This window comes from Mycolicibacterium confluentis, from assembly GCF_010729895.1.
In the GTDB taxonomy this organism is placed as follows: Bacteria; Actinomycetota; Actinomycetes; order Mycobacteriales; family Mycobacteriaceae; genus Mycobacterium; species Mycobacterium confluentis.
In genome coordinates, this window is sequence record NZ_AP022612.1 from 4,763,813 (window position 1) to 4,786,164 (window position 22,352).

General features: G+C 65.1%; 15 protein-coding genes. 4 read left to right on the forward strand and 11 right to left on the reverse strand.

Features of this window, described 5'->3' with window-relative positions; genetic code table 11:
* Nucleotides 1–957, reverse strand: a complete 957-nt coding sequence (locus tag G6N34_RS22525) for an L-lactate dehydrogenase (RefSeq protein WP_085157167.1) — start codon at nucleotides 955–957, stop codon at nucleotides 1–3.
* A 185-nt stretch (nucleotides 958–1,142) separates the two neighbouring features.
* Between G6N34_RS22525 and G6N34_RS27765 the strand changes: the two genes are divergently transcribed.
* On the forward strand, nucleotides 1,143–3,668 hold the full coding sequence (locus G6N34_RS27765) for a hypothetical protein (RefSeq protein ID WP_133057827.1): 2,526 nt from the start codon (nucleotides 1,143–1,145) through the stop codon (nucleotides 3,666–3,668).
* Between the two features lie 63 nt (nucleotides 3,669–3,731).
* On the opposite strand, the gene G6N34_RS22535 is transcribed toward G6N34_RS27765, so the two are convergent.
* Entirely contained in the window at nucleotides 3,732–4,508 is a 777-nt protein-coding gene (locus tag G6N34_RS22535; protein ID WP_085157173.1) for an SDR family NAD(P)-dependent oxidoreductase, read from the reverse strand.
* A 17-nt stretch (nucleotides 4,509–4,525) separates the two neighbouring features.
* Nucleotides 4,526–4,972, reverse strand: a complete 447-nt coding sequence (locus G6N34_RS22540; RefSeq protein ID WP_085157176.1) for a MarR family winged helix-turn-helix transcriptional regulator — start codon at nucleotides 4,970–4,972, stop codon at nucleotides 4,526–4,528.
* A 55-nt stretch (nucleotides 4,973–5,027) separates the two neighbouring features.
* On the opposite strand from G6N34_RS22540, the gene G6N34_RS22545 reads away from it, so the two are divergent.
* Nucleotides 5,028–5,801, forward strand: coding sequence for a pirin family protein (locus tag G6N34_RS22545; RefSeq protein ID WP_085157179.1), 774 nt, complete (start codon nucleotides 5,028–5,030; stop codon nucleotides 5,799–5,801).
* A complete protein-coding gene (locus G6N34_RS22550; RefSeq protein ID WP_085157182.1) occupies nucleotides 5,782–7,053 on the forward strand; it encodes a PQQ-dependent sugar dehydrogenase in 1,272 nt (423 codons plus the stop codon). The genes G6N34_RS22545 and G6N34_RS22550 overlap by 20 nt, the downstream gene beginning before the upstream one ends.
* A gap of 100 nt (nucleotides 7,054–7,153) precedes the next feature.
* Here the strand turns inward: G6N34_RS22550 and G6N34_RS22555 are convergent, their stop codons facing one another.
* The gene (locus tag G6N34_RS22555; protein ID WP_085157185.1) at nucleotides 7,154–7,534 is read right to left on the reverse strand and encodes a nuclear transport factor 2 family protein; all 381 of its coding nucleotides are present in this window, start codon (nucleotides 7,532–7,534) and stop codon (nucleotides 7,154–7,156) included.
* 248 nt (nucleotides 7,535–7,782) lie between these two features.
* Between G6N34_RS22555 and G6N34_RS22560 the strand changes: the two genes are divergently transcribed.
* Nucleotides 7,783–8,880, forward strand: coding sequence for a phosphodiester glycosidase family protein (locus G6N34_RS22560; protein ID WP_109788698.1), 1,098 nt, complete (start codon nucleotides 7,783–7,785; stop codon nucleotides 8,878–8,880).
* 414 nt (nucleotides 8,881–9,294) lie between these two features.
* On the opposite strand, the gene G6N34_RS22565 is transcribed toward G6N34_RS22560, so the two are convergent.
* The 7 genes from G6N34_RS22565 to G6N34_RS22595 form a co-directional block, all read right to left on the reverse strand.
* Nucleotides 9,295–10,668, reverse strand: coding sequence for an HNH endonuclease signature motif containing protein (locus G6N34_RS22565; RefSeq protein ID WP_085157188.1), 1,374 nt, complete (start codon nucleotides 10,666–10,668; stop codon nucleotides 9,295–9,297).
* Nucleotides 10,669–10,739: 71 nt separating this feature from the next.
* On the reverse strand, nucleotides 10,740–11,390 hold the full coding sequence (locus G6N34_RS22570; protein WP_085157191.1) for a hypothetical protein: 651 nt from the start codon (nucleotides 11,388–11,390) through the stop codon (nucleotides 10,740–10,742).
* A gap of 72 nt (nucleotides 11,391–11,462) precedes the next feature.
* On the reverse strand, nucleotides 11,463–12,239 hold the full coding sequence (locus G6N34_RS22575) for a fructosamine kinase family protein (protein WP_085157194.1): 777 nt from the start codon (nucleotides 12,237–12,239) through the stop codon (nucleotides 11,463–11,465).
* Between the two features lie 63 nt (nucleotides 12,240–12,302).
* Nucleotides 12,303–15,140: a PE-PPE domain-containing protein gene (locus G6N34_RS22580; RefSeq protein WP_234813119.1), complete on the reverse strand. Its 2,838-nt coding sequence runs from the start codon at nucleotides 15,138–15,140 to the stop codon at nucleotides 12,303–12,305.
* 672 nt (nucleotides 15,141–15,812) lie between these two features.
* Nucleotides 15,813–16,556, reverse strand: a complete 744-nt coding sequence (locus G6N34_RS22585; protein WP_085157197.1) for a cysteine hydrolase family protein — start codon at nucleotides 16,554–16,556, stop codon at nucleotides 15,813–15,815.
* 102 nt (nucleotides 16,557–16,658) lie between these two features.
* On the reverse strand, nucleotides 16,659–18,986 hold the full coding sequence (locus G6N34_RS22590) for a PE-PPE domain-containing protein (RefSeq protein ID WP_163645472.1): 2,328 nt from the start codon (nucleotides 18,984–18,986) through the stop codon (nucleotides 16,659–16,661).
* Between the two features lie 736 nt (nucleotides 18,987–19,722).
* Complete coding sequence (locus G6N34_RS22595; RefSeq protein ID WP_163645473.1) at nucleotides 19,723–21,945, reverse strand: PE-PPE domain-containing protein; 2,223 nt, start codon at nucleotides 21,943–21,945, stop codon at nucleotides 19,723–19,725.
* Between the last annotated feature and the right edge of the window lie 407 nt (nucleotides 21,946–22,352).

The window sequence follows — 22,352 nt, forward strand, 5'->3', positions numbered from 1 at the left end:
TCAGCCCTTCTGAACGGACTCCCACGCGGCGTGCAGTGCCTGCGCGCTGGCGTGCAGACCCTCGTGCTCGGGCTCCGACAGCGGGATCTCGAGGACCTCGCCCGCGCCGTCGGCGGACACCACCGTCGGCAGCGATAGGCACACGTCGTCGATGCCGTAGATCCCGGTCTGCAGGCTCGAGACTGGAAGTACGCGGTGTTGATGTCCGCGGATGGCTTCGATGATGCGCGCCGTGGACAGGCCGATCGCGAGGTTGGTCGCACCCTTACCTTCGATCACCTCATAGGCGGCGTTGACCACATCTGACGAGATCGCGATCTGGGTGGCCTCGTCGAAGATGGGCACGCCGTCCTTGCGGAAGTGTGCGGCCGGCACGCCGCCGATCGACACCGACGACCACAGCGAGATCTCGGAGTCGCCGTGCTCACCGACGATGAACCCGTGCACATTGGCGACGGCCAGGTCGGCAAGTTCGGCGATCAGGTATCGAAAACGGCTGGAGTCCAACACAGTTCCAGATCCGAAGATGCGACCGCGAGGCACGTCGACCGACTGCGCCGCGGCGTAGGTGATCACGTCGACGGGATTCGTCACGAACACGATCACCGCGTGCGGCGACAATTCCAGCAGTCTGGGCGTCAGGTCCTGTGCCATCGCGACGTTGGTCGCCGCGAGGTCGAGTCGGGTCTGGCCGGGTTTCTGCTTGGCGCCCGCGGTGACGATCACGATCTGCGAGTCGGCGGTGACCGCCAGATCGTCGCCGCCGGAGATCCGGCAGTGCGGGACGAACTGACTGCCGTGTTTGAGGTCGAGAACCTCGGCACGGACCTTCTTGGCGAAGATGTCGTACAGAGCCAACGAGGCCGCGGACCCCCGGATCAGGCACGCATAAGCGATGGCCGTCCCGACGCTGCCCATGCCGACGATCGACACCTTGCCGTTGCGGTGTGCAGTCATCGCTCAATCATCGACCCTGACGGGCCAGCGCGTCGCACTTCGGCGACCCCGGGCCCAAAAAACTGTAGCGCCCGCCGCCCCAGTTGACCTGCAAACGTTGCGCCTCTACCGCAGCAACGCTACGGTTATTATCGAGTTGCTTCGTAACTGAGTTATAAACCCGTAGCGTCTGAGGATGGTGCTGAGTGGCGATCGACGAACTTTCGGCAACTGCGCGGGGCCGCAGTTGGGTGCGGGCCGCATTGGTGGCCGCCGTGACGGTCAGTCTGACGCTGCACAGCGCGGGCCTGAGCCATGCCGACACAGACGCACCCGGGTCGAGCTCGTATGGGGAGTGCACCCCGGGCTTCACGCTGCCGTCCTACGACATCGGCGAGATCGCCCCGGCAGATCAGCTGCAGACATATCCGCTCAAACCGCTCAATGACGGCCTGGTGCAGGCCGTCGAACCCAGCGCCGACGAACTCAACCGCCTGCCCAACAGCAACGATGACGTTGTGCGCACCGATCCCGGCAGCGCGGAGGGCATGAAGGCTCGGTGGAAGCGCTACCTCCAGAAGCAGCAGCAGTCCGGCGGCACGCCGATGACGTGGGCGGACTGGCAGAAGGCCTACATCAAGGCGATCACGAACAAGGACACCGCCGACGCCTTCGCCGAATTCCTGGGCAAGTACTGGGATCTGCCCGCCGACGCGGGCTGGACCCGCGGACCGCAGTTCCCCCTGTCGAACATCGACCCCGGCGTCCCGCGCGGCAGGCAGGTGGGCATCGGCGTCAACCCGGGCCCGACGATGTCGCTGGGCCAGCAGCAGGAGTTCCTGAAGCAGTTCACCGCGGCGGGCAAGTTCGGCGTGAAGTACATCATGACGTTCGGCGCCAAGCCGACGGACGAAACCCGGCAGTGGATCGACCAGCAGGTTGAGGGCCTGCGGTCCTCCGGCGCCACGGTGCCTGACGGGTTCTGCACCCGTTACGTACCGACCGTCGACGGCAATCCGTTCGACGACTTCCCGGACTCCGCGGCCGACGCCCGAAATCAGGCGACCGTCGAGGACGAACTCGCAGGCGATTCAGTGGACTTCCCCGATCCGCCGGAACCGCCGGAGGAGACGACGACCCCACCGCGACCGCCGTCACCACCCCCGCCGCCTCCGCCACCGCCCCCAGCGCCGCCGATGCTGCCTCCTCCGCCACCGGGGCCCGCGGTGCCGATTCCACCGCCACCGCCGTCGACGCCGCCGCAGATCCCGTTACCGCTTCCGCTGCCCGGGCCGGCCCCTGCGCCGCCGCCGATCGTGGTGTCGCCCGCGCCGCCGCCCATCGTCGTCGGACCCGCGCCCGCACCGGCACCGTACGTCCCGCAGGCCCCCGCGCCGCAGTACGTGCCGCAGGCACCGGCACCGGCCCCCGCGCCTGCTCCCGCCCCCGCGCCCGTTCCTGCCCCGCAGTACGTGCCGCAGGCCCCAGCTCCCCAATCCGCACCTCTGGGCCCCCCGGCGCCGGGTTATTCACCTCCGAACCCGAACCTGGGCGGCATCGACTTCACGACCATGGAAATCCGCTATGCGTCCGACAATGTCGGCGGCAAGCCCGCAATGCAGATCGGTTACCGCGCGAACGGCCACCCCGGTGGCGGCACGCCGGTCGGCGGAGGCCGCAGCGCCAAGATGTCCCGGGATGCGCTGTACGTCTGGCTTGCGTTGTCACCGGAGAAGTTCTGGGTCAACCTCAACCCGACAGAGCCGGACCGGATCATCGATTCGGGATTCGGCCGCACCGAGGCCGGCAGAATCCTGCTCGAGGCCGACCTGGAGATGAAGCGCGACTCCGCGAGGCTGCAGAGCACCGACACCGACCTTGGCCGACGTTATGTTGCTGCGCTACAGGGCGAGTCCAAGTGCGCCGACGGCCGACGGCACTGGATCGAGCCGCTTCCTGCGACGGTCCGTGAGGACGGTGACCAGCTGTACATCATCGACGCTCCCCTGGTGGCCAAGCTGGGCATGGAGGACAGCGACGTCTCTCCCGGCGAGACCTGCGCCGACCGCGGCCAGAGTCCCGAGATCACGAAAGCCAATCTCGAGACGTACCAGAGGATGATCATGCCGGCGCTCAACGAGCTGATCGCGCACTCGCCGACGTACGCCGACCTGCGCCGCGTGTACACCAGTCGCGTTGTCGCCGAATGGCTTCGGAAGCGCAACGCCACCAACCCCGGTGGGCAGTTCGCCTCGGTGATCAACTCGGACAACATCGACAAATGGGCGCAGCGATGGAGCCCGCGCGGGGTGTTCGACGACTATGTGCGCAGCTTCAACCAGAATCCGCCGGAGGCGACGCTGAAGTGGACGTCACCCAACGGCACCATGTGGACCTCGACGGTCGGCGGCGTCGACTTCAGCAAGGTCGAGATCACCGAGGTCGGCGCCGAGGTGTTCGAGGAGAAGTATGCGCCGGCGATGAGGACTGCAGCGCCGTCGATCGTCGGCCCTATCACGTCGGAGTCGGGCACCGAGGTCTGGATGGGCGACGTCATCAGTTCTGTTCCGCTGGAACAGATCTGGCCGGTGCAGACGCGGCCGTGGACCCCGTACGTGCTGGCGGCGCCGGCCACCTCGAACCCGCTGTTCTACGTGGCGGTGGCACTGCCGGTCGCGGCGTGGATCGGTTTCGGCGGCATGCTGCTGTGGCGCCGTCGACGGGCAGTCTGACTCCGAATACGCAGTCGCCCCGGTTCCGTTGGGAACCGGGGCGACTCGTCGGTCTTGTGCGAACTACTTCGGTGGCATCCGGATGCCGCCGTCGACGCGCACGACTTCAGCGTTCATGTAGGAGTTGGTGATCAACTCGAGGACCATCGACGCCAGTTCTTCGGGCTTGCCGAGGCGATGCGGGAACAGCACCGACTCGCCGAGCTTGGCCTTGAACGCCTCGGAGGCCTCGCCCTCGCCGTAGATCGGGGTGTCGATCAGGCCGGGGGCCACGGTGTTGACCCGAATCCCGACGGCAGACAGGTCGCGAGCGACGGGCAGGGTCAGGCCGACGACACCGCCCTTGGAGGACGAGTAGGCCGCCTGGCCGATCTGGCCGTCGAAGGCTGCGACGCTGGTGAGGTTGACGATCGCGCCTCGCTCGCCGGTGTCGGTCGGGTCGAGGCGGCTCATGGCCGTCGCCGCGAGTCGGATGCAGTCGAACGTGCCGACCAGGTTGATCGCAAGCACCTTCTTGTAGGCGTCGAGGCTGTGCGCCGACGCGAACTCGCCGTCCTTGCCGATCGTGCGCTGGGCCCAACCGATGCCGGCCGAGTTCACCAGGGCGCGCAGCGGGCCGAGGTCGGCAGCGGTGTTGACCGCGTCCTCGATCTGCTCGGTGTTGGTGACGTCGACGGTGACGAAGACGCCGCCGATCTCCTCCGCGAGCGCCTGCCCGCGGTCAGCCTGCAGGTCGGCAACGACGACCCTGGCTCCCTTGTCGGCCAGCTGACGAGCGGCGGCCGCACCGATTCCGGACGCGCCACCTGTGACGATGGCGCTAGCTCCATTGATATCCACGGGTATGAGCCTACGAGTCAGCCCCCGAGTCGATGCAACACCCTCGACGTCCAGGCGGTCAGCGCCCGCTCCTCGTCGGCCGTCATCCCGTCGAACACCACCGAACGCACCAGATCGGCGTGGCCTGGGGCGGCGACGCGCAGGTGCCGCTGCCCGGCTTCGGTCAGGGCGATGACGGCGCCGCGACGGTCGTCGGGACTGTCGCGGCGCTCGACCAGATCCCGGTCCCGCATCCGACGCAGTTGATGCGAGAGCCTGCTCTGCTCCCAGGCCAGCGCTTCACCGAGTTCGTTGATGCGCATCGGCCCGCCCTCGGACAACGCGACCAGCACGTCGTAGTCGGCCAACGTCAGGCCGCACGCCTCCTGGAGTTGGCGGTGCATCGCGGTCTGCAGGCGGCCGACCATGGCCAGGTGGGTGCGCCACAACCGCTGATGCTCGGCGTCCAGCCACATGGAATACATGATACGTCATGCATGTTCTGGAGACGGTAGGCTCACGCACGAAGCCCAAGGAGTGATGGCAGTGACTTCCCCGACTCAACCCGTGATCGATATCCGACGGGCAGACGACCGCGCCAGGACCGAGATCGAGTGGCTGGACTCGAAGCATTCGTTCTCGTTCGGCCACCATTACGACCCCTCGAACACCCACCACGGCCTGCTGCTGGTCAACAACGACGATCGGGTCGCGCCCGGCCTGGGCTTCGACACCCATCCGCACCGCGACATGGAGATCGTGACCTGGGTGATGCGCGGTTCGCTCGTGCACCAGGATTCGACCGGCAACTCCGGCGTCATCTATCCGGGCCTGGCCCAGCGCATGTCCGCGGGCACCGGCATCATGCACTCCGAGAAGAACGACTCCTGGCGACTCACCGGCGGTGAAAGCCATGGGGAGCCCGTGCATTTCGTGCAGATGTGGGTGGTCCCCGATGAATCCGGCATCGCGCCGGGGTATCAGCAGCTCGAGATCGACGACGAACTGCTCAAGGGCGGCCTGGTGACCATCGCCTCGGGCATGGACGCCCACCGGAATGAGACCGCGATCGGCATCGCCAACCGTTATGCGGCGCTGCACGGGGCGCGCCTGCAGCCCGGCCAGTCGGTGCAGTTGCCCGAGGCGCCCTATCTGCATCTGTTCGTGCCGCGCGGTGAGGTCACCCTGGAGGGCGCCGGGACACTTCATGAGGGAGACGCCGTGCGGTTCACCGCCACCGGCGGCCAGCGGGTCACCGCGGTCGAGCCGGCCGAGATCCTGGTGTGGGAGATGCATGCGGGTCTTGCGGCGTAGCGCGGCGGTCCTGGCCGCCGTCCTGGTCACCGCCTGTGGCACTGCGTCCCCGCCGGCCTCCCAACCCGAGGACAACCCACCCGCATCGGCCGAACCGGCCCCGGACAACCTCGTGCCCGTGACGGTTGAGGTGCCCGAGGGCATGGCTCAGCCCCCGTTCAACGAGCCACGCCAGGCCCTGGTGCCTCCGGGGTGGACGATGTCCGTGTACGCGAGGGTGCCGCGCGTGCGGCTGGCCGCCTGGGCACCCGACGGCACCCTGATCGTGTCGGTGCCGTTCACCGGGGAAGTGTTGCGGCTCAATGCTTCCGGCGAGAGGTCCCTGCTGCTGCGGGAATTGACGCAGCCTCACGGACTCGCATTCGACGGCGACAGTCTCTACGTGGCCGAGAGCAACCGGGTGTCGGTGTACCGATACGCCGACGGGCAGGCGACCGACCCGCAGGTGATCGTCGACGACCTGCCCAATGCCAGCAGTCAGGAATTGCGCGCCGCGTACTCGCACGTCCTCAAGAGCGTGGCGTTGGGCCAGGACGGTGCGGTCTACTTCTCGATCGGGTCCACCGGCAACATCTCCGCCGAGGACCGTGACGCCACTCCCCAGCGCGCGACGATCATGCGCGTGCCTCCCGGTGGTGGGCCCGCCGAACCCTTCGCCACAGGGGTGCGCAATGGCACCGGGCTTGCCGTCGCACCCGATGGGGCGGTGTGGACCGCGGTGAACAACCGCGACAACATCGCTCGCCCCCAGGACGGTCAGATCCGGACCGGGTACGTCAACGACCATCCACCCGAGTCGGTGGCCCGGTTGTTCGACGGCCGCGAATTGGGTTGGCCCTTCTGTAATCCCGACGGCGGTCCCGCCGATCTGCCTCTGATCCGCGACGTCGAGACCAATGCCGATGGCTCTCGAATGGACTGCGCTGCACTGCCTCCCATCGAGCAGAGCCTGGGCGCGCACTCTGCGCCGCTGGGCATGAGCTTCGCCGACCTGCCGGAGCCATATGGCACCGGCGCCCTGGTCGGCGTGCACGGGTCATGGAACCGCACCCCACCGCGGGCGCCCGAGGTGTCGTTCTTCAGTTGGCGCGACGGACTTCTAGGTAACCAGCAGACGCTCGTCGGCGGTTTTCAGAGCCCCGGCGACTTCCGCTGGGGCCGCCCGGTCGCGGCCGTGCAGGGCCCCGACGGCGCGGTCTACGTCACCGACGATCTCGCCGACGCGGTGTATCGCGTGGCTCCCCCGATCTAGTTCTTTCCAGCCCCGCCTGGGCTGCGCCTCCTCCTGCGCAGCCCCGTGCCCACCTGGCCAGTCCTGCGTCTCCTCCTGCGTAGCCCCGTGGCTCCCCTGCCTAGCCCTGCAGCTTGGCGGCCGGCGCGGTGTCGGCATGCATTTCGGATTCGACACACTTGCCGTTGCCGTCGAACTTCAGGACATGTGCGAACCGGGCGTCGGCCGAACCCTTGTCGTTGGTGAAATGTTCCGTTCCGAGCACCACGACGTAGTCGCCAGCGTCGATGAACTCTGTAGGTTCAACGTTCAGAGTGCTCCAATGGTCGGGCACCTCCATCATCATCTGCATCACAGCATCGATGCCGGTTCTCTCACCGCCCGGTTTCACTGCGTCCGAGTTCCACCAGTGAATGTCGTCCGCCCACATGTCTTTCAATGTGGCCAGATCACCCGTGTTGAAGGCGTTGTACGCCGCACGCGCGGTATCGACGTTGGACATGTTGAGACCCCCTTGTTCACCCCCGCCACCGACCTCTGGTGACTCATGCAGTGTGCGCCTGCACGCGGCAACCGCGGAAGCCTGTCGGCTACTCGATTTAGCGCGGCGTTCTAACTGCTGTGCGTTTCCTGGCAAACCTCAGTTGACGCAATGTAATTCGGTCGGATCCGAACCGTTGTGAGCTTGTTACCAAAGTTGACAGTGTGGCTGGTGAGGATATTGTTTTCGTCTGTCGTATTGCGTTCGATCTGCCGAAAGGGGCCGCCGTGAAGTCCCCTGCTGCGGCCCTTCGTCGCCTCATCGCCTCGTGTGCAGCGACCGGAGTGTGCGCGTCCTCGGCGTTGCTGGCGGGGCCGGTCGCCTCTGCCGCTGATGGCCGCGAACTGCTGGCGAGTGCGATCGCCAATACGCGCGGGTCGTATCTCGTCTACAACTTCGGTGCCGGTGCTCCCGCCCCGATGCTCAACGCCGGCGGTGGTTGGTACGAGATGAGCAACGGCGGCCACCTGATGATCATCAAGGCCGCGTCGCAGCGCCTGACGCCACGCCTCCTGGTCGATTCACACCAGAGTTACCAGGCGCGTTGCGAACGCACGCCGGGTGCTCGGACCCGCGATGGCCTGTGGCAGGCGTCCGAGATCTACACCCCGATCGCGGCTTGGCAGGCGCTGGGCCAGCCCACCATTGCGATCAATGCCAACTTCTTCGACGTCCGCGGCCAGACCGGAGGGTCCTGGAAGCAGACCGGATGCAGTTCCCCGCTTGGTGCCTATGTCGACAACACCCGCGGGCAGGGCCGCGCCAACGCCGCGGTGACGGGGACCATCGCCTACGCCGGTAAGCAGGGCCTGTCCGGCGGCAATGAGCATTGGACTGCGTTGACGACCATGATCCTGCCGGTGTCGGGCGCACCGTTTGTGGTCACGCCGAAGAACACCGAGGACTACGACGCCGCGACGCCAGTGATCCAGGGCCTGATGGACAAGGGTGTTCGATTCGTCGCAGTCAGTGGGATCGGACTGCTCGCGCCTGGGGACACGGGCCAGTTGAACGACGGCGGCCCGTCCGCCGCGCGCACGGCGATCGCCTATGCCCGCGAGAAGGACGAGTTGTACGTCTTCCAGGGTGGCAGTTACACGCCCGACCAGATTCAAGATCTGTTCCGCGCGTTGGGAAGTGACACCGCGATCCTCCTCGACGGAGGCGGATCCTCGTCGATCGTGCTGCGCCGCGACACCGGCGGCATGTGGGCGGGCGCAGGTGTGCCCAAGGGATCGTGTGACACCTTCCAGGTGTTGTGCGACTCCCGCGAGCGTGCACTTCCGAGTTGGTTGGCGTTCAACTGATGTTGGCGCACTGAACTCATTCGGTTGACGGGACGGCCGAGCCGCCCGCCGGATCCCTTCGCACTCCCCTCCGGTTCGCCTGCTGCACCGTCGCGGTGAACGCCCCCGTTCCCAGTTGCACCGTCGCGGCGGACGCCCCCGTTCCCAGTTGCACCGCCCCGGTGAACGCCTTGAAACTGGTTCTCCCGCCGCCCTTCCCCGGTCTGAAGCCGCGGCCGACTGACGCTTTGGTCGTCCGCATCGACGATTCGATGGGCGGTGTCTTCCCGTCGGTCGGGGTCGGGGCCGCCTGGATTGTCCTCGCGCCAGTCGGGGTCGGGGCCGCCTGCACTGTCTTGCCGCTAGTCGAGGTCGGGACCGCCTCCACTGCCCTCGCGCCAGTCGGGGTCGGGGGACGCGTGCGCTGGCCACCTGTCAGCCGGGGTCGGGGCCGCCGGCATCGCCCTCCGGGTCGCGGGTTGCGAGGAGGTTTTCGGGGTGGTGGTGGTCGTTGACGCGGGGACCACCGTTGTCCAAGTGCGGCGGTGGGATCCATTCACACCGCCCATTGCGCATGCGGGTTTTCCATTTGTTGGGGCCGACTTTGCGGTTGTCGGGCCCGCACGCCAGAGCCAACTCATCGATGTTGGTCTCTCCGCCATCGCCCCAATCCTGGGTGGCGTGGTGGACCTGGGATTGATAGGCCGAGGCGGTGCATCCGGGCGCGGTGCACCCCCGGTCGCGGGCGTGCAGCACGATCCGCTGGGCGGGGGTGGCGATCCGCTTGGCCCGCCCCAAATAGAGGGCTTGGCCGTCGTCGTCGAAGACCGACAGGTAATGGAAGGCGTGGGAGGCCATCCGGATCAGATCCCGCATCGGCAACAGCGACCCGCCGCCGGTGATCCCAAACCCCGCCCCGGTGGACAGTTCCTTCAACGTGGTGGAGACGATCACAGTGACGGGCAGGCCGTTGAGTTTCCCGAGTTTCTTCGACGCCAGTAGCATCCGTCCGGCGGCGACCAGCGCGTCGTGCTGCCGTTGAGCTTTGGTGCGGCGATCGGCCTGGATCTGCTCCTCCGACGGCCGCTCCGACACGCACGGATTCTCGTCGTCGGGGTTGCACATCCCTGGGGCGCCCAGTTTGGCCACCATCGGTTCAAGCACCGCCCAGGCTTCGGGGGTGAGGAGTCCCCGGACCTCGGTCAATCCGTCGGGGCCCTGCTTGCCGAAGGTGAGGCCGCGGCGGCGTTGGATGTCGGCGTCGTTGAACGACCCGTCGGGATCGAGCCACAGCAGCATCCGGCTCAACGCGGCCCGCAGGTCGGGCACACCCAGCGTGCAGGCATGCCCGGCGGCCAGGGATTCGGCCGCCACCCGGGCGCTGAGGTCCACATGGTCGGGAAGGGCTGTGAAGAACTCCCGGATGTTCTTCACGTGCGCGGGTCCGGCCTGACCATCGGCGACGGCGGCGGCCAGGTTGGGCATGACCGGTTCCAACACCTCACCGGTCAGAGTCCGGCGCGGTCCCAGCACCTCGGCGTCGGCGACGCGCTGGCGGGCCTCCTCGGCGGTGATCCGCAGTCGGTGGGTCAGGACCTTGGTGACCTTGTCCCCGCCCAGTTCGTCCGGACTGCACTCCTGCAGCCGGGCCACCAGTTTGTGGTCGACGGCGGCATCAGCCCAGGTGATCTTCTGCAGGCGTTCCATCACCGTCAGCACCTGCAGTGCGGAGAGGTCATCGACGGACGCAGCGGCGAGGCGGGCGTGGACGCCCTCCAGCTCTGAGAGCAGGTCGGCCACCGAAGTCATAATCGAACACTAGTTCGAACCACCGACAAAAACGCAGATGTGACACGAGAAACCAAAGAGACAGAAGGGATTCAGGCCCACGGCGTTGGAGCCGGTGTCGCGACCGCCTCCTGTGGCGAAATCGAAGTTCGGTCCGGACCGGCGGCCCGACGCTCGCGAGCAAGCACCATCGACCGCAGCAACATCATCGGGACGAGCCCCAATACCAACGTCATGGCCCCAACCCCGATCACGACTCCGACACCACCGTCGGCGTCATTGATCGCGGTGAATGACCCAAAGAAGGTGAAAACGCAGAGACAGGCCCACGCGAACACCACGTAGTAGAGGACTCGGAGCACTCTGGCGGCACGGGACCGCAGATGCCTCCTCAACAGCACCTCATCCAACACGCTCCGCCGAGCATGATCGATCGCTTTCAGTGCGCTCTTTTCAAGCTGCTCCTCCGGTTGCTGGCTGAGGGCTTGCGCACGCGCAATTGAATCGAGCGCCGCCGTGATGATCGCATAAGCCCGCTCGCGCGCCGGGTCCCCACTCAGATTCTCCAAAAGCGGTTGCACGGCGGCGATCTGGTTGTGTGCCATTTCGACGATCCTTCCGCGGCGAACCTCCAGATCCCGCTCGCTTCGGATTCTTTCCAGAGCAATCCCGCCCGCCGTGACCAAGCCAGTGACGATCGGGACTGAAAGCGCCTTCACCACCTCAAGGGATTCGGTGTTCACGCTGCACCTCCGCTACTGCTGGCGTACAGAACCAGTGTCGCCAGCCCCGTGCCTGATCACCCGCGTAGTCGGCTACCCCAGATCCGCGCTGCCGAGTGCCCGCCTCGCCGCAGCGTGCGTCTGCTGCGCATACCCGACACCGAACAACACCACGTGAGCGAGCAACGGATACAGCTGATGAAGTGCGATTCGATCGCGCCAGCCCGGTCGCAGCGGGTGCGCGCTTTGATACCCGTCGACAATCTCGCTCAGATAGGGGCATCCGAACAGGTGAAGCATCGCCAGATCGGTCTCGCGGTGGCCGCCGCAGGCTGCCGGGTCGATCAGCACCACCCCGTCACCCGTCCACATCAGGTTGCCGCTCCACAGGTCCCCATGCAGCCGGGAGGGTGTGTCCTCATCATCGAACTCACCTGCACGACAGCGCGTTATGACGTCGCTGATGTCCCGCGCCGCGCTGTCCGTGAGTACAGGGTGCGCGCGCTCGAGAATCGGAGCCAGACGCTCGTCGGCGTAGAACCGACCCCACGTGTCATGTACCGCGAAGGTGATGGGCAGCGGATGACTCAACGGTCCGAAGTAACCCGGGCCGGACCAACCCTCGGGCGGCGAGCCCCAGCCGTCGGCGCCGGCGTCGTGTGTCCTCGCCAATGCCCCGCCGAACTCGGAAGCGGCTTCGCGGGTCGGAGACACGGACTCCAGACGACGAAGCGTGAGGCTGATGTCGTCGTGTCCCAGCACCTCGACACACAACGCCCCTCCTGACACCGAAAGCCATTGCAGACCAGCGGCTTCGCAGGCGAAGAACCCCGGCGGTGCAGTGAGGCTGCGCTTGACGAATGTCTCCATGATCCAAGTATGAAACGCGAGAGCCCCTGCGGTGTGCACCGCAGGGGATCTCGTGCTGGCTGATCACTCAGCGGTTTCGGACTTCTGCTTCTTCTTCGGCGTGACGGCCTTCTTCACCTTGTCGACGGCTTTGTCCACGGCCTTCTTCACGTCGGCTCCGGCCTTCTTGATACCGGCCTCGGCCTTCTTCACCGCGTCCTTGACCGGCGTCTTGCGGGCGGAGTCGGAACCGTCCGACAACGCGAGTTTGTCCTTGCCGCCAGCCTTCTCGAGACGATCCCGCAGGTCGTTGGCAAAGGCCGTCGCCCGCGCTGAAAGCTCATCGGCGCGGTCCTTGACCGCCTTGGCCGCCTTACCGACCTCACGCTGACCCGCTGCGAGCTGCGTCTGCTGTTCACCGAAGGAAGGCTGCCGAAGTTCCTTCGGCAGCTTCGGTTCCACGGCCCCCACCACGCCGGTGAGGAACTTGCTGACACCCTTGCCGACTTCGGAGCTGACCTTGGTGATTGCGTTACCGACCACAGGCACGGACTTCTCCCACGCCTCCTTCAGTTCGGCCGGCAGCGTCACGTTGAGCGCACCGAGAAGCTTCTCCACCTGCCCCAGGAAGCGACCGTTTATGTCGGTGATCTCGGCGCCGATGCCAGCCCCCAGGATGCTGATGACGTCACCGGCCAGCTGAGCCTTCTGGGCGCGGGTCATCGTCTGGGTGCCGAACAGGGTCGGGACGTGCATCTGATCCAGCGTTCGGTCGTAGGTGATGGTGCCGTCGGCCTCCACCACACGCTCCCAGTCCGTGTACGAGACGTTGGTCAACGTCTTCAACAGCGGCTCAAGCGCGTCGGCCAGCGGGGTGTTGATGTCTGTCCCGGTTGCGGTGCCGAGCGCGCCGGCCACGAGTCGGATCGGTGAGAGCAGCGGCAACTCGTCGAGGGTGACGGTGCCGTAGATGGTGCCGTCGGGACCCGTGTAGCTGTTGAAGTCCAGTCCGCTGTCCTCGTAGTTGACCAGCGCCGACGCCAAGTTCACCGCCAGCAGCGCCGCAACCGCCGAGTTCGCCCACGCCACCGGGCTTGCCGTCACCGGAGCATCGGAGAGCAGGTCGTACTCCCAGGTCAGATCGGTCTTGATGGTAATCACCATGGGCTTGCCGTCGGCACTCTCCATGACCGCCACCAGATTGCCGAGGTCATCGAGTTGGATGTTCGGCGCCCCACCCTCACCGAGCAGCAGCTTGGCGATGTCCAGGCCCTCCAGCCCCTCCGGCAGCACATTCTGGCTGTCCGGAGACACCGGATTGACGCCGGTGAGCTCCTGATAGATCGGCGCGAAGCGGGCGTACAGACCGCCGTTGGCGCGCCCCGGATTACGCAGCAGCGTCAGCGTGAACAGATGAAGGTCGATCACCCCACCCGGAATCTCGGTGTACGCCGGGTAGCGCGGACTGCCGTCCGGATTGGTCGGCACGCCCGGGAAGTTCAGGTCGCCGGGCAGCGGGTAGGACGTGATGATCTCGTCGATACCCCCGTCGCCGACGGTGTGGTTCACCTCCTGCACCACGGGATTGCCGTTCGCGTCGGTGGTGATCTTGATGTAACGGCCGTCGGTCTGCGGTTCGCCGGCCTTGATCTCGCCGGAGGTCACCGCGTCGATGAACTTCTGGTAGGCCAGGCCGGCAGTGATGGCCCCGTCGCCGTAGCCGATCAGATTGGTGTTGTAGATGTAGGTGGTCCAATTGAGCAGGGGCGCAAGGAATCCCAGGTCACCGGACAGGTAGTACGCCAGATCACGCGTGGACAGTCCAGTCAGCGCGCTCAAATTCTCCAGATCGAGGTCCCCGCTGAGCAGCGCGGAGAGGTCCAGGTCCTGCAATCCGGTGATGTCATTGGTCGGTGACACCCACTGGCCGAAGGTGTTGGTGGTCCAACCGCCGGGGATCCAGCCCTCAACGGGTTGCGTCTCGTAGATCTGCTTCGGGATGCTCGGGTCGACGGCGTCTTCGGCGCGCTGTTCCCAGCTCTCGCCGGGCAGGCTGAACTTAGTGCGGTCGAACGAATACTCGTAGGTGCCAGCGTTGATTGGCTTGACAACGTTACTCTTCAGCCAGTCATAGGCGAGTCCCGCGGTACCAGAAGGCCTCGTAACGCCAAGCGCCGCAAGAGGGTCGTTAATGACCACAGGGTATGTGCCCGTGTACTCACCGGTTTCGAGAAATGCGTCGAGTTTGGCTGGGTCGTTCTTAAACGGGTTGTCGATGGTGACCGTCGTCTCGATGGGGCTGGTCACCGGCTTGCCGAAGATCTTCTGATTCGACCAACTGCCGAAGATGCTCGCCAGGCTGAATTTGGTGATGACGATCGAATACTCCTTCTTCCACCAATCCGGCTCTGTCACCGTGTAGGAGAACGTGACGTTGATCGTGTCCGCCGCGAGGACCTTGTCCTTGTCCGCCTTGATGACCTCTGCGAGCGCCGCCTCGTACGCCTCTTGATACTCCGGGTTGTCGACCAGCACCTGCTGAGTGCCGGTCTGCCCCCACGTCCGCGGCGTGTAGTACTGATCGTTGCCTGGATTCTGCAGTTCACCGAGATCCATCTGGCCCAGCAGAGCGGCGAAGTCGCCGGCGGTCAGATCCTCAAGATCGATGTCGCTCAGGTCCAGGCCACCCAGATTCGGGTTGTACCACTGCACCCAGGTCGGGTTGAGATCAACGCCGCCGGTGCCCCAGCCGACCAGGGTGAAATCCGGGTTTTCCCGATCTTTGACGATGTTGTTGTAGATCGTCTCGGCGTCATTCTCGACGTTGTTGACACCCAGCCAGTCCGGCGCCCCGACGATGTAGGTCGCGGCGTCCGCTGTGAACGGTGCGACGCTGACAGCCATCGCGCTGGCCAAGGCCACACCACTCAGTGCGACCTTCGTGGCATTCCCCTTCAGCACGGTTGCTGTGGCCGCCGCACTCCCTGCGTCCTTCTTCGCCCGCGCCCGACGCTGCCTACGATTTCCCAGATCTCCGTTGACCACAGCCCCCCCGCCTTTCTCAGTTAGTTCTCAGCTTGTGCCAGGGACGCTAACACTCGATTGACGCGTGTGCATATTTTCCAACCTTCAGCGTTAAGGGATGTTTGAGTTTTCAAGCTAATCGTCATGGCAAACGCCACCCGCTACAAACCAGGTCTTTGAGAACCCGCAATAACTTCACGGGCTCCCACAGTTCGCCGAAGTGGAACAGGACGGCGGAATTGCCACAACAACCGCGCTTTCCCCCGCTGGCTATCTATTCGCTCAGATAACCGCAGACTGTTGAAAACGCAACATTCAGCAGCCATAACGGCGCGACGGCACTCGATCACAGATTGATCAGCTAATGCACGTAGCGAGCGTTTGTAGCAACATTCGTCTCAGATCGCGCCATCCAGATGTTTGCGAATGCACGACGCCCCAGGGCAGCAGTTGGAACGAAATGGCACCATCAGTGACCGCAGATGAGAAAATCACAGAATCCCGACACCCACCGCCGGGATCGTCGCCGAGCGTCGCTGAGGACCGCTCAAATTTAAACTGGCAAGATTGCTAGCTCAGCCACTCCACGAACTGAGCAGAACTGATCACCGGGGCGAAGAAGTTGTTGATCCGCTCAAATGCGGCGGGCTCCTGATCGGGCCGGACGGCGCCCGTCGCGTCACCGATGACAATCGGCAGCAGGCCATGGTCGCGCGCCGCACGGGCGTTGCCCTCCACGCACCAATCCAGGTGGATGCCCGTGATCACGACCACCTCGACTTTCTGCCTGGCCAACGCCCCGGGAAGGTCGGTGCCGACAAAGGCTGTCTGCAGTGCCTTCTCATAGAACTCGTTGTCTCCGGGCTCTACCAATTCACGAAGCTCACCGACAAGCTCGTTGTCCCAGGCGATCTGCTCCGGCGTGGCGTCCAGATGACCGGTCCACCCGGCATACTGCACGCGATCGAAGTCCGTCTGCGGGTACTCGTCGCGGAACACGGTGTAGCCAATCCAGTTGAAGGATCGGAAGTTCGGTGCCTTCCGTGCGGCTTGGACGGACTTCACTGTCGCCTCAAGGCTTCCGCGCAGTGCGTGCCCTTCCGCGTACTGCACGCCGCCGGGCTTGTACAGCGAGTTCGACTGGCTGATCGACAGAAACGCTGCCGGGCGCGAGAGGATCTCGCGGAAGTCCAACTGCTGCCACTGCGGAGCCAGCGGCGGAATGGACGCGACGTTCGAGGCGGGAAGGTCCGCATCGAGGACGACCGGTTCCAGCGGGGTGGTGCGAGCGGCGGTGTCAGAGACGGCGGTCATGCCGCGATCATTCCTGACCGGCAACGACGTGCCGAGTCTTGTATTCGTGCAGATTCGAAAGAGGGCCCCGCCGCAACGGCGGGGCCCTCTTTCGTCAACCTGTTATTCAGTGTCGTTCTGCGGCGCCTTCTTCGGCGGGGTCAGGGCCTTGCGCACCTTCTCACCGGCCTTGTCGACGGCCGCCTTGACCTTGGCGCCCGCCTTCTCGACGCGCTTCTTGGCGTCATCACCGGCCTGCTCCGCACGCTTCTTGGCCTCGTCGCCGGCCTTCTTGAGCTCAGCCCGCACCTTCTGCAGGGAATCTTTGAGCTTGGCCTTCTCGGCCGCTCCCGGCTTCACCCCTGAATCGTCGAACGACGGCAACAGCGCGCGGGGATCCTCGAAGCGGTCACGCAGTTCATGGGCGGCGTCCCGCGCCTCGACCAGGGCCTTGCCGACCTGCTTCTGCACATCGGCGATCTGTGCCTGGGTGGGAGGAGGCGGCAGGGCAGGCAACTGGGCATCGATTTCACGGACATACTTCGTCACGCCGTCGCCAATCTCCTTGGCCCGCTCCGTGATCGAGGTACCCACCGCAGCGAGGGACTGGTTCAGCTCCTCCTTCTGCGCAGCAGTCAGTTCGATGTTGAGCGCCTTGGCGAGTTCGGCTGCCGCCACCGGAAGCACCTCGTTCAATTCGGTGCCCACGCCGCGACCCAGCGCGGTGATCAGGTCACCGGCCAGGTAGGCCGCCTGCTCGCGGGTGAGCGTCGGCGTGCCGAACAGCGTTGGGACCCCCGCCTGGTCGAGCGTTCTGGTCCAGGTGCCGTCCTCATTGCGAACCACGTCGGTGTAGGCGCTGTTGACCAGGATCTTCAGCATCGGCTCAAGCGCATCCGCAATCGGAGTATTGATCGAGTTCGGGTTCTGGTTCTGCAACGTGCCCAACAACTGTGCGGGAAGCCGCAGCGGAGCCAGCAGCGGCAGTTGGTTGACCGGGATGGTGTAGTAGATCGTCCCGTCGGGTCCAACGTGGCCGCCGTCACCGAGGTCGTCGAGGTCGACACCGGTGAGCAGATTGGTCAGCATCAGCGCCGAGGCCACCGAGTTGGCCCACGCGATCGGGTTGGCGGTCGCCGGTGCGTCGGAGAGCAGGTCGTACTGCCATCCGACATCCGCCTTGAGGGTGACGACAATCGGCTTGCCATCGGCGTTTTCGAGAACCGCCTGCAGATTGCCGAGTTCGTCGAGGCTGAGGTTACTGGTGTCGCCCTTCAGCAGGTTCGTCAGCAGCGCCGGATCGACACCCTCGGGCAGCACGTCTTGGCGGTCCGGGCTGACCGGGTTGACTCCAGTGAGCTCTTGGTAGATCGGCGCGAAGCGCGCATACAGTCCGCCGTTCGCCCGCCCCGGGTTGCGCAGCAGCACCAGGGACAACACCGTCATGTCGAGAACACCTCCGCCCTGGGCGGATTCGTAGGCCGGCGGCTGGCCCGAGCCTGGGTACACGATGTCGGGCAGATCGGTCGGATCGTTGGTCTCTTGGACGGTGATCAGGGTGACCTGGCCCTGCGCGTCGACGAACACGATCTTGCGGGGTCCGGTCAGCGCCCCACCAACGGTGTACGGGTCGTAGCCCTCATGGGTCTCACCGTTGACGCTGTCGATGAACGCCTGGTACGCCTGCCCCGCGGCGATGGCACCGTCGCCGTACGCGATGAGGTTCACATTGCTCAGGTACGCCGTCCAGTTCAGAAGCGGTGCGAGCGCACTCAGGTCACTGTTCTGCAGAACGTAGGCGGCATAGGCCAATTGCCCGGCGGTCGGAAGATCATCGATGTCGGTGCCCGTGACCCACTGCCCCGCGGTGACCGTGGTCCAGTAGCCGTCCTCGATGACGCCGAAGTCCGGCACCGTGATGCTGATGTTGATCATCTTGGGGATGTCTTTGACAGCGTTCGACGCATCCTGTGCCGCCTTCTGCTGAGCGATCGGACGAGCCTTGTTCTCTGCGCAGCTCCGTCCGCAGTTCCAACTCAGCGCCTTCACCGTCTCCGCGGCAAAGTGCGCCGCGTAGGCCGCGTTGTAAGCCACGTCATAGGCAGGCTGGTAGGCCGGGTTCACACCCTGGTAGGTCTCGACGTGCGAACCGGTCTGCCCGACCTCGGGCAGCGTGTACTCCGGCACTCCGTCGACCCAACGCACCCAGACCGGGCGCAGGTCGACCCCACCGGTCCCCCACCCGATCAGCGGGTTCTTGTCCTTCGCCGCGACGATCGCGTCGTTGATCGCGACCGCGTCAGACGGCAGAACCGATCCGTCGCCGATGGGCAGCCAGTCGGGGAAGCCCACGAAATAGGTCTCTGTCGACGCCGCGTTCGCCGCGATCGGCGTCAGGCCGACAGCGACGGCCGACATCGACGCCGCACCCGCGAGTGCCAGCCTTTTCATGCGCGATCTCCGGTGTGACATGCCGCCCTTTCAGGTTTTTCTCAGGTTTTTCCTAAGGAATTCTGAGGCAGATCTACGACACGGGTCGAGCCCACGAGGGCATCCGCAGTGCTGGTCATTGCATTTTCAACTACTTTGCGGACGGAGGTGTCGCGGCGACGTAAGTTCAGTTACGTCGCATTCACGGCGCGGCCGACGGGTTGGCGAACCCATCGAGTATTGCCGTGACACCAGGTCACGGTCGCGACTGCTCGACCACCCCCTAGCACGTGCAGGTTTCCCGACAATGACTTGGCCGGCCATCGATTTGCCGCAAACGTGAGCGGGGAAGATGCAGGAACCTAACGGCTGGGTCCGCCGCACACAATCGACCTGGCTCGGTGCAACTTAGGCGGGCTCAAAAGTTGTTGCCGAGAAGTCGCAGCCCGGCACGCGTGAGTGGTGGGGCCACAGCAGCGGAAGGGGTGCCAGATTATCTGTCCACCTGTTCAGATGTTCATGGTAAGTTGGTGCCCACGGGCCGGCCGCGGCACAGACGTCGATGCAGCACATCAGGGGTCACGCCATCACACGGGTGGCGCCGCGGCCGGCGCACACACACACTTCACCCTCGCAGGGTTCGCGGACCCAGTTGTCCGTCAAGGCCTGCGGCTCCCGCACGATTGCCAGCCACATTCACTGCGTCGCTGAGACCACAGCCCCGTGGGCGATTTCGGGAGCCCGAAACGAGACCCGGCTAGTCGGTGTCATTCGCAGGCGCCTTGTTCGGCTCGCTGTCATTACCCGTGCCACCATCGTTCGGCTGGTCGCGATCCTCACGCGTGAGGGTTGTTCCCCCAGAGGGAGTTTCGTTGTCTGCATTGTCGCGGTTCACTTCCACGCCGCCTCCTCGATGAGCACCGATGCGCACCGAAGCCGACAATTCACCGGCAGCGCTCACTCTTTCGCGCTCCAGCTTCCGCTTCAGCTCCCATACCGTTGGCCGCTTACTCGCGCCCTGGCCAGTCTCCGGGCCGCCTGCAGGCAGACTGCCGGCTGTGACGGCTGAGTCCGGCTCGGCGGGATCTGAGCCAAAGGCTTTCTGCTCGATCGCAGCAGCCCGGAAGCCCGATGACTCCTCAGACTCCTCCTCAGACTGCTCGTCGAACGACTCGGTGGTTCCGGCGGCATTCAACGCCTGCGAGCCCGAACCCGCACTCGTCGTTCCGAGCAGGCTTCCGATCAGCTCCCCCACGGCCCCCTCAGCCGCATCGACGATCGGGGAGACGACCTTGTCGGCAGCCTGAATGATTGGAGCGACGACGGGAGCGACCACCTCCTGGCGCTTGCGGAGCTCAGACTGGCTGGGGTCAGGCAATTCTGGCAGCACCGGGCCGATGGCGTGCAGGAAGTCCGACACACCGTTGCCGACACCTCGGCTGACGGTCTTGATGGCTTCGCCTGGCAATCCCAGCAGTTGACCCAGCTGTTGCACCTGTTGCTGCGGTACCTGGATTCCCACCGCGCCGAGGAGTTGGACGACACCGCCGAGCACACGTGTCAGCACATCGGTGAGCTCGTCTCCTACCCCTCGTCCCAACGCGGCGATCAGATCGCCGGGCAGGTACAGCGCCTGATCCTTTGTCAGAGTGCGGGTTCCGAACAGAGTGGGGTCCCCGAACTTGTCCAACGTCCGGTCCCAGGTCCCGTCCGGGTTGCGGACGACGTCTGCGTAGGCGATGTCGGTCAGGATTCGCAGGAACGGTTCGATCGCATCCGAGAACGGGGTGTTGATGTTCTGGCCGGTGATCAAGCTCAGCAGTTGGGCTGGCAGGCGGAGTGGGGCCAGCAGCGGCAGTTGACCGGCCGGAAGTGTGTAGTAGATGGTGCCGTCGCGAGGGTCGATGAACCCTCCCCCGCCCAGGTCATTGAGATCGAGCCCCAAAAGGTTCGTGATCAGGAACGACGAGGCGATCGCATTGGCCCACGCGATGGGATTGGCAGTGGCCGGGGCGTCCGACAGGAGGTCGTACTCCCAGGTGACGTCCGCCTTGATGGTGATGATCGTCTTCTTGCCATCACCGTCATTCGTGAGTGCGTTGAGCAGATCCAGAAGGTCCTGGACATCGACGTCGCTGACGTCACCGGTGAGGATCTTGGTGATCAGGTCCGGGTCGACGCCAATCGGCAGCACGTCCTGGCGGTCCGGCGTGACCGGGTTGACCCCTGTGACCGCCTCGTAGATAGGCGCGAACCGGGCGAACAGGCCGCCGTTGGCCCGGCCCGGATTTCGCAGCAGGATGAGCGACAGCAGCGTGATATCAACGACGCCACCGGGTTTGACGATGTCATAGACCGGAGACCCCTCGGGCGGAAAGTACCAGAACGGGAGGCCGAGACCGCCGGGATAGATGCCCTCGACCACTGTGTGGTGCACCGGATTCCCCGGTGCACCGGGGACGCTGATCTCCCGGGGCCCGGTCTGGGGCGCCCCCGCTTCGATCTCATCGGCGCGCACCGCGTCGATGAAGGCCTGATACGCCGTTCCGGCCGCGATCGCCCCCTCTCCGAGGCCGACGAGGTTGACGTTCTGCAGGTACCAGGTCCAGTTGGTCAGCGGGGCGACCGTGGCAGCGGCCGCGGCGTCGAGGAACTCCACCGGGTAGGACCGCGGGTCAACCCATTGCCCGGCGAGTCTCGTCCACGTGCGTAGGTTGCCGCTTAATATGTTGCCGGTCGTGAAGATCTCCCCGGCGGTCCGGCGCCACACCGGCGCGACCGTGACCGGTGGCGTGTGCTCGCCACCGAGAAGCTCGGTCGGCAGGCCCGTGTAGAACAGATCGTCCTGCGCACCCGCGAGTGCGTCGGAGATCGCGCCGGGGTTCGACGGAAGCGTTTGGATCGGCCCGAGCAGACCCTGGATCGGTAACCACCCAGGGATGCCCACCAAGTAGGTCTCACTGATCGCAGCATTGGCCATCGCTGGCGTCAGGCCAACAGCCACCGCAGTTGCTGCGGATACGCCGACGAGAGTTAGTTTCTTTGCCTGAATCTCACGTCGACGTCGTCTATGCGACTGAGCAGATGCAGAATGCTTGCCAGACATATTCCCCCCAATGCGCCTTCAGCGAATTCCCAGGAACCTAACATCGGAATTGACGTGTGGGCAACAATTCCGTAGCTTGCCTTCCCATTTGCTTGCTTGCGCAATGACCGGAGAATCGCGCTTCTAGCCACCCTGCCGACGAAGAACCCATATTCACTGCAGGTGACAGGCGTTATTACGCCCGATGGCCCCATGCAGAATCAAGGACAGCGGTGTTGATTTTCCATCCCGATAAACATCGACCGAAAATCGCCGCGATTCCCGATTTCACCGATTCCGCG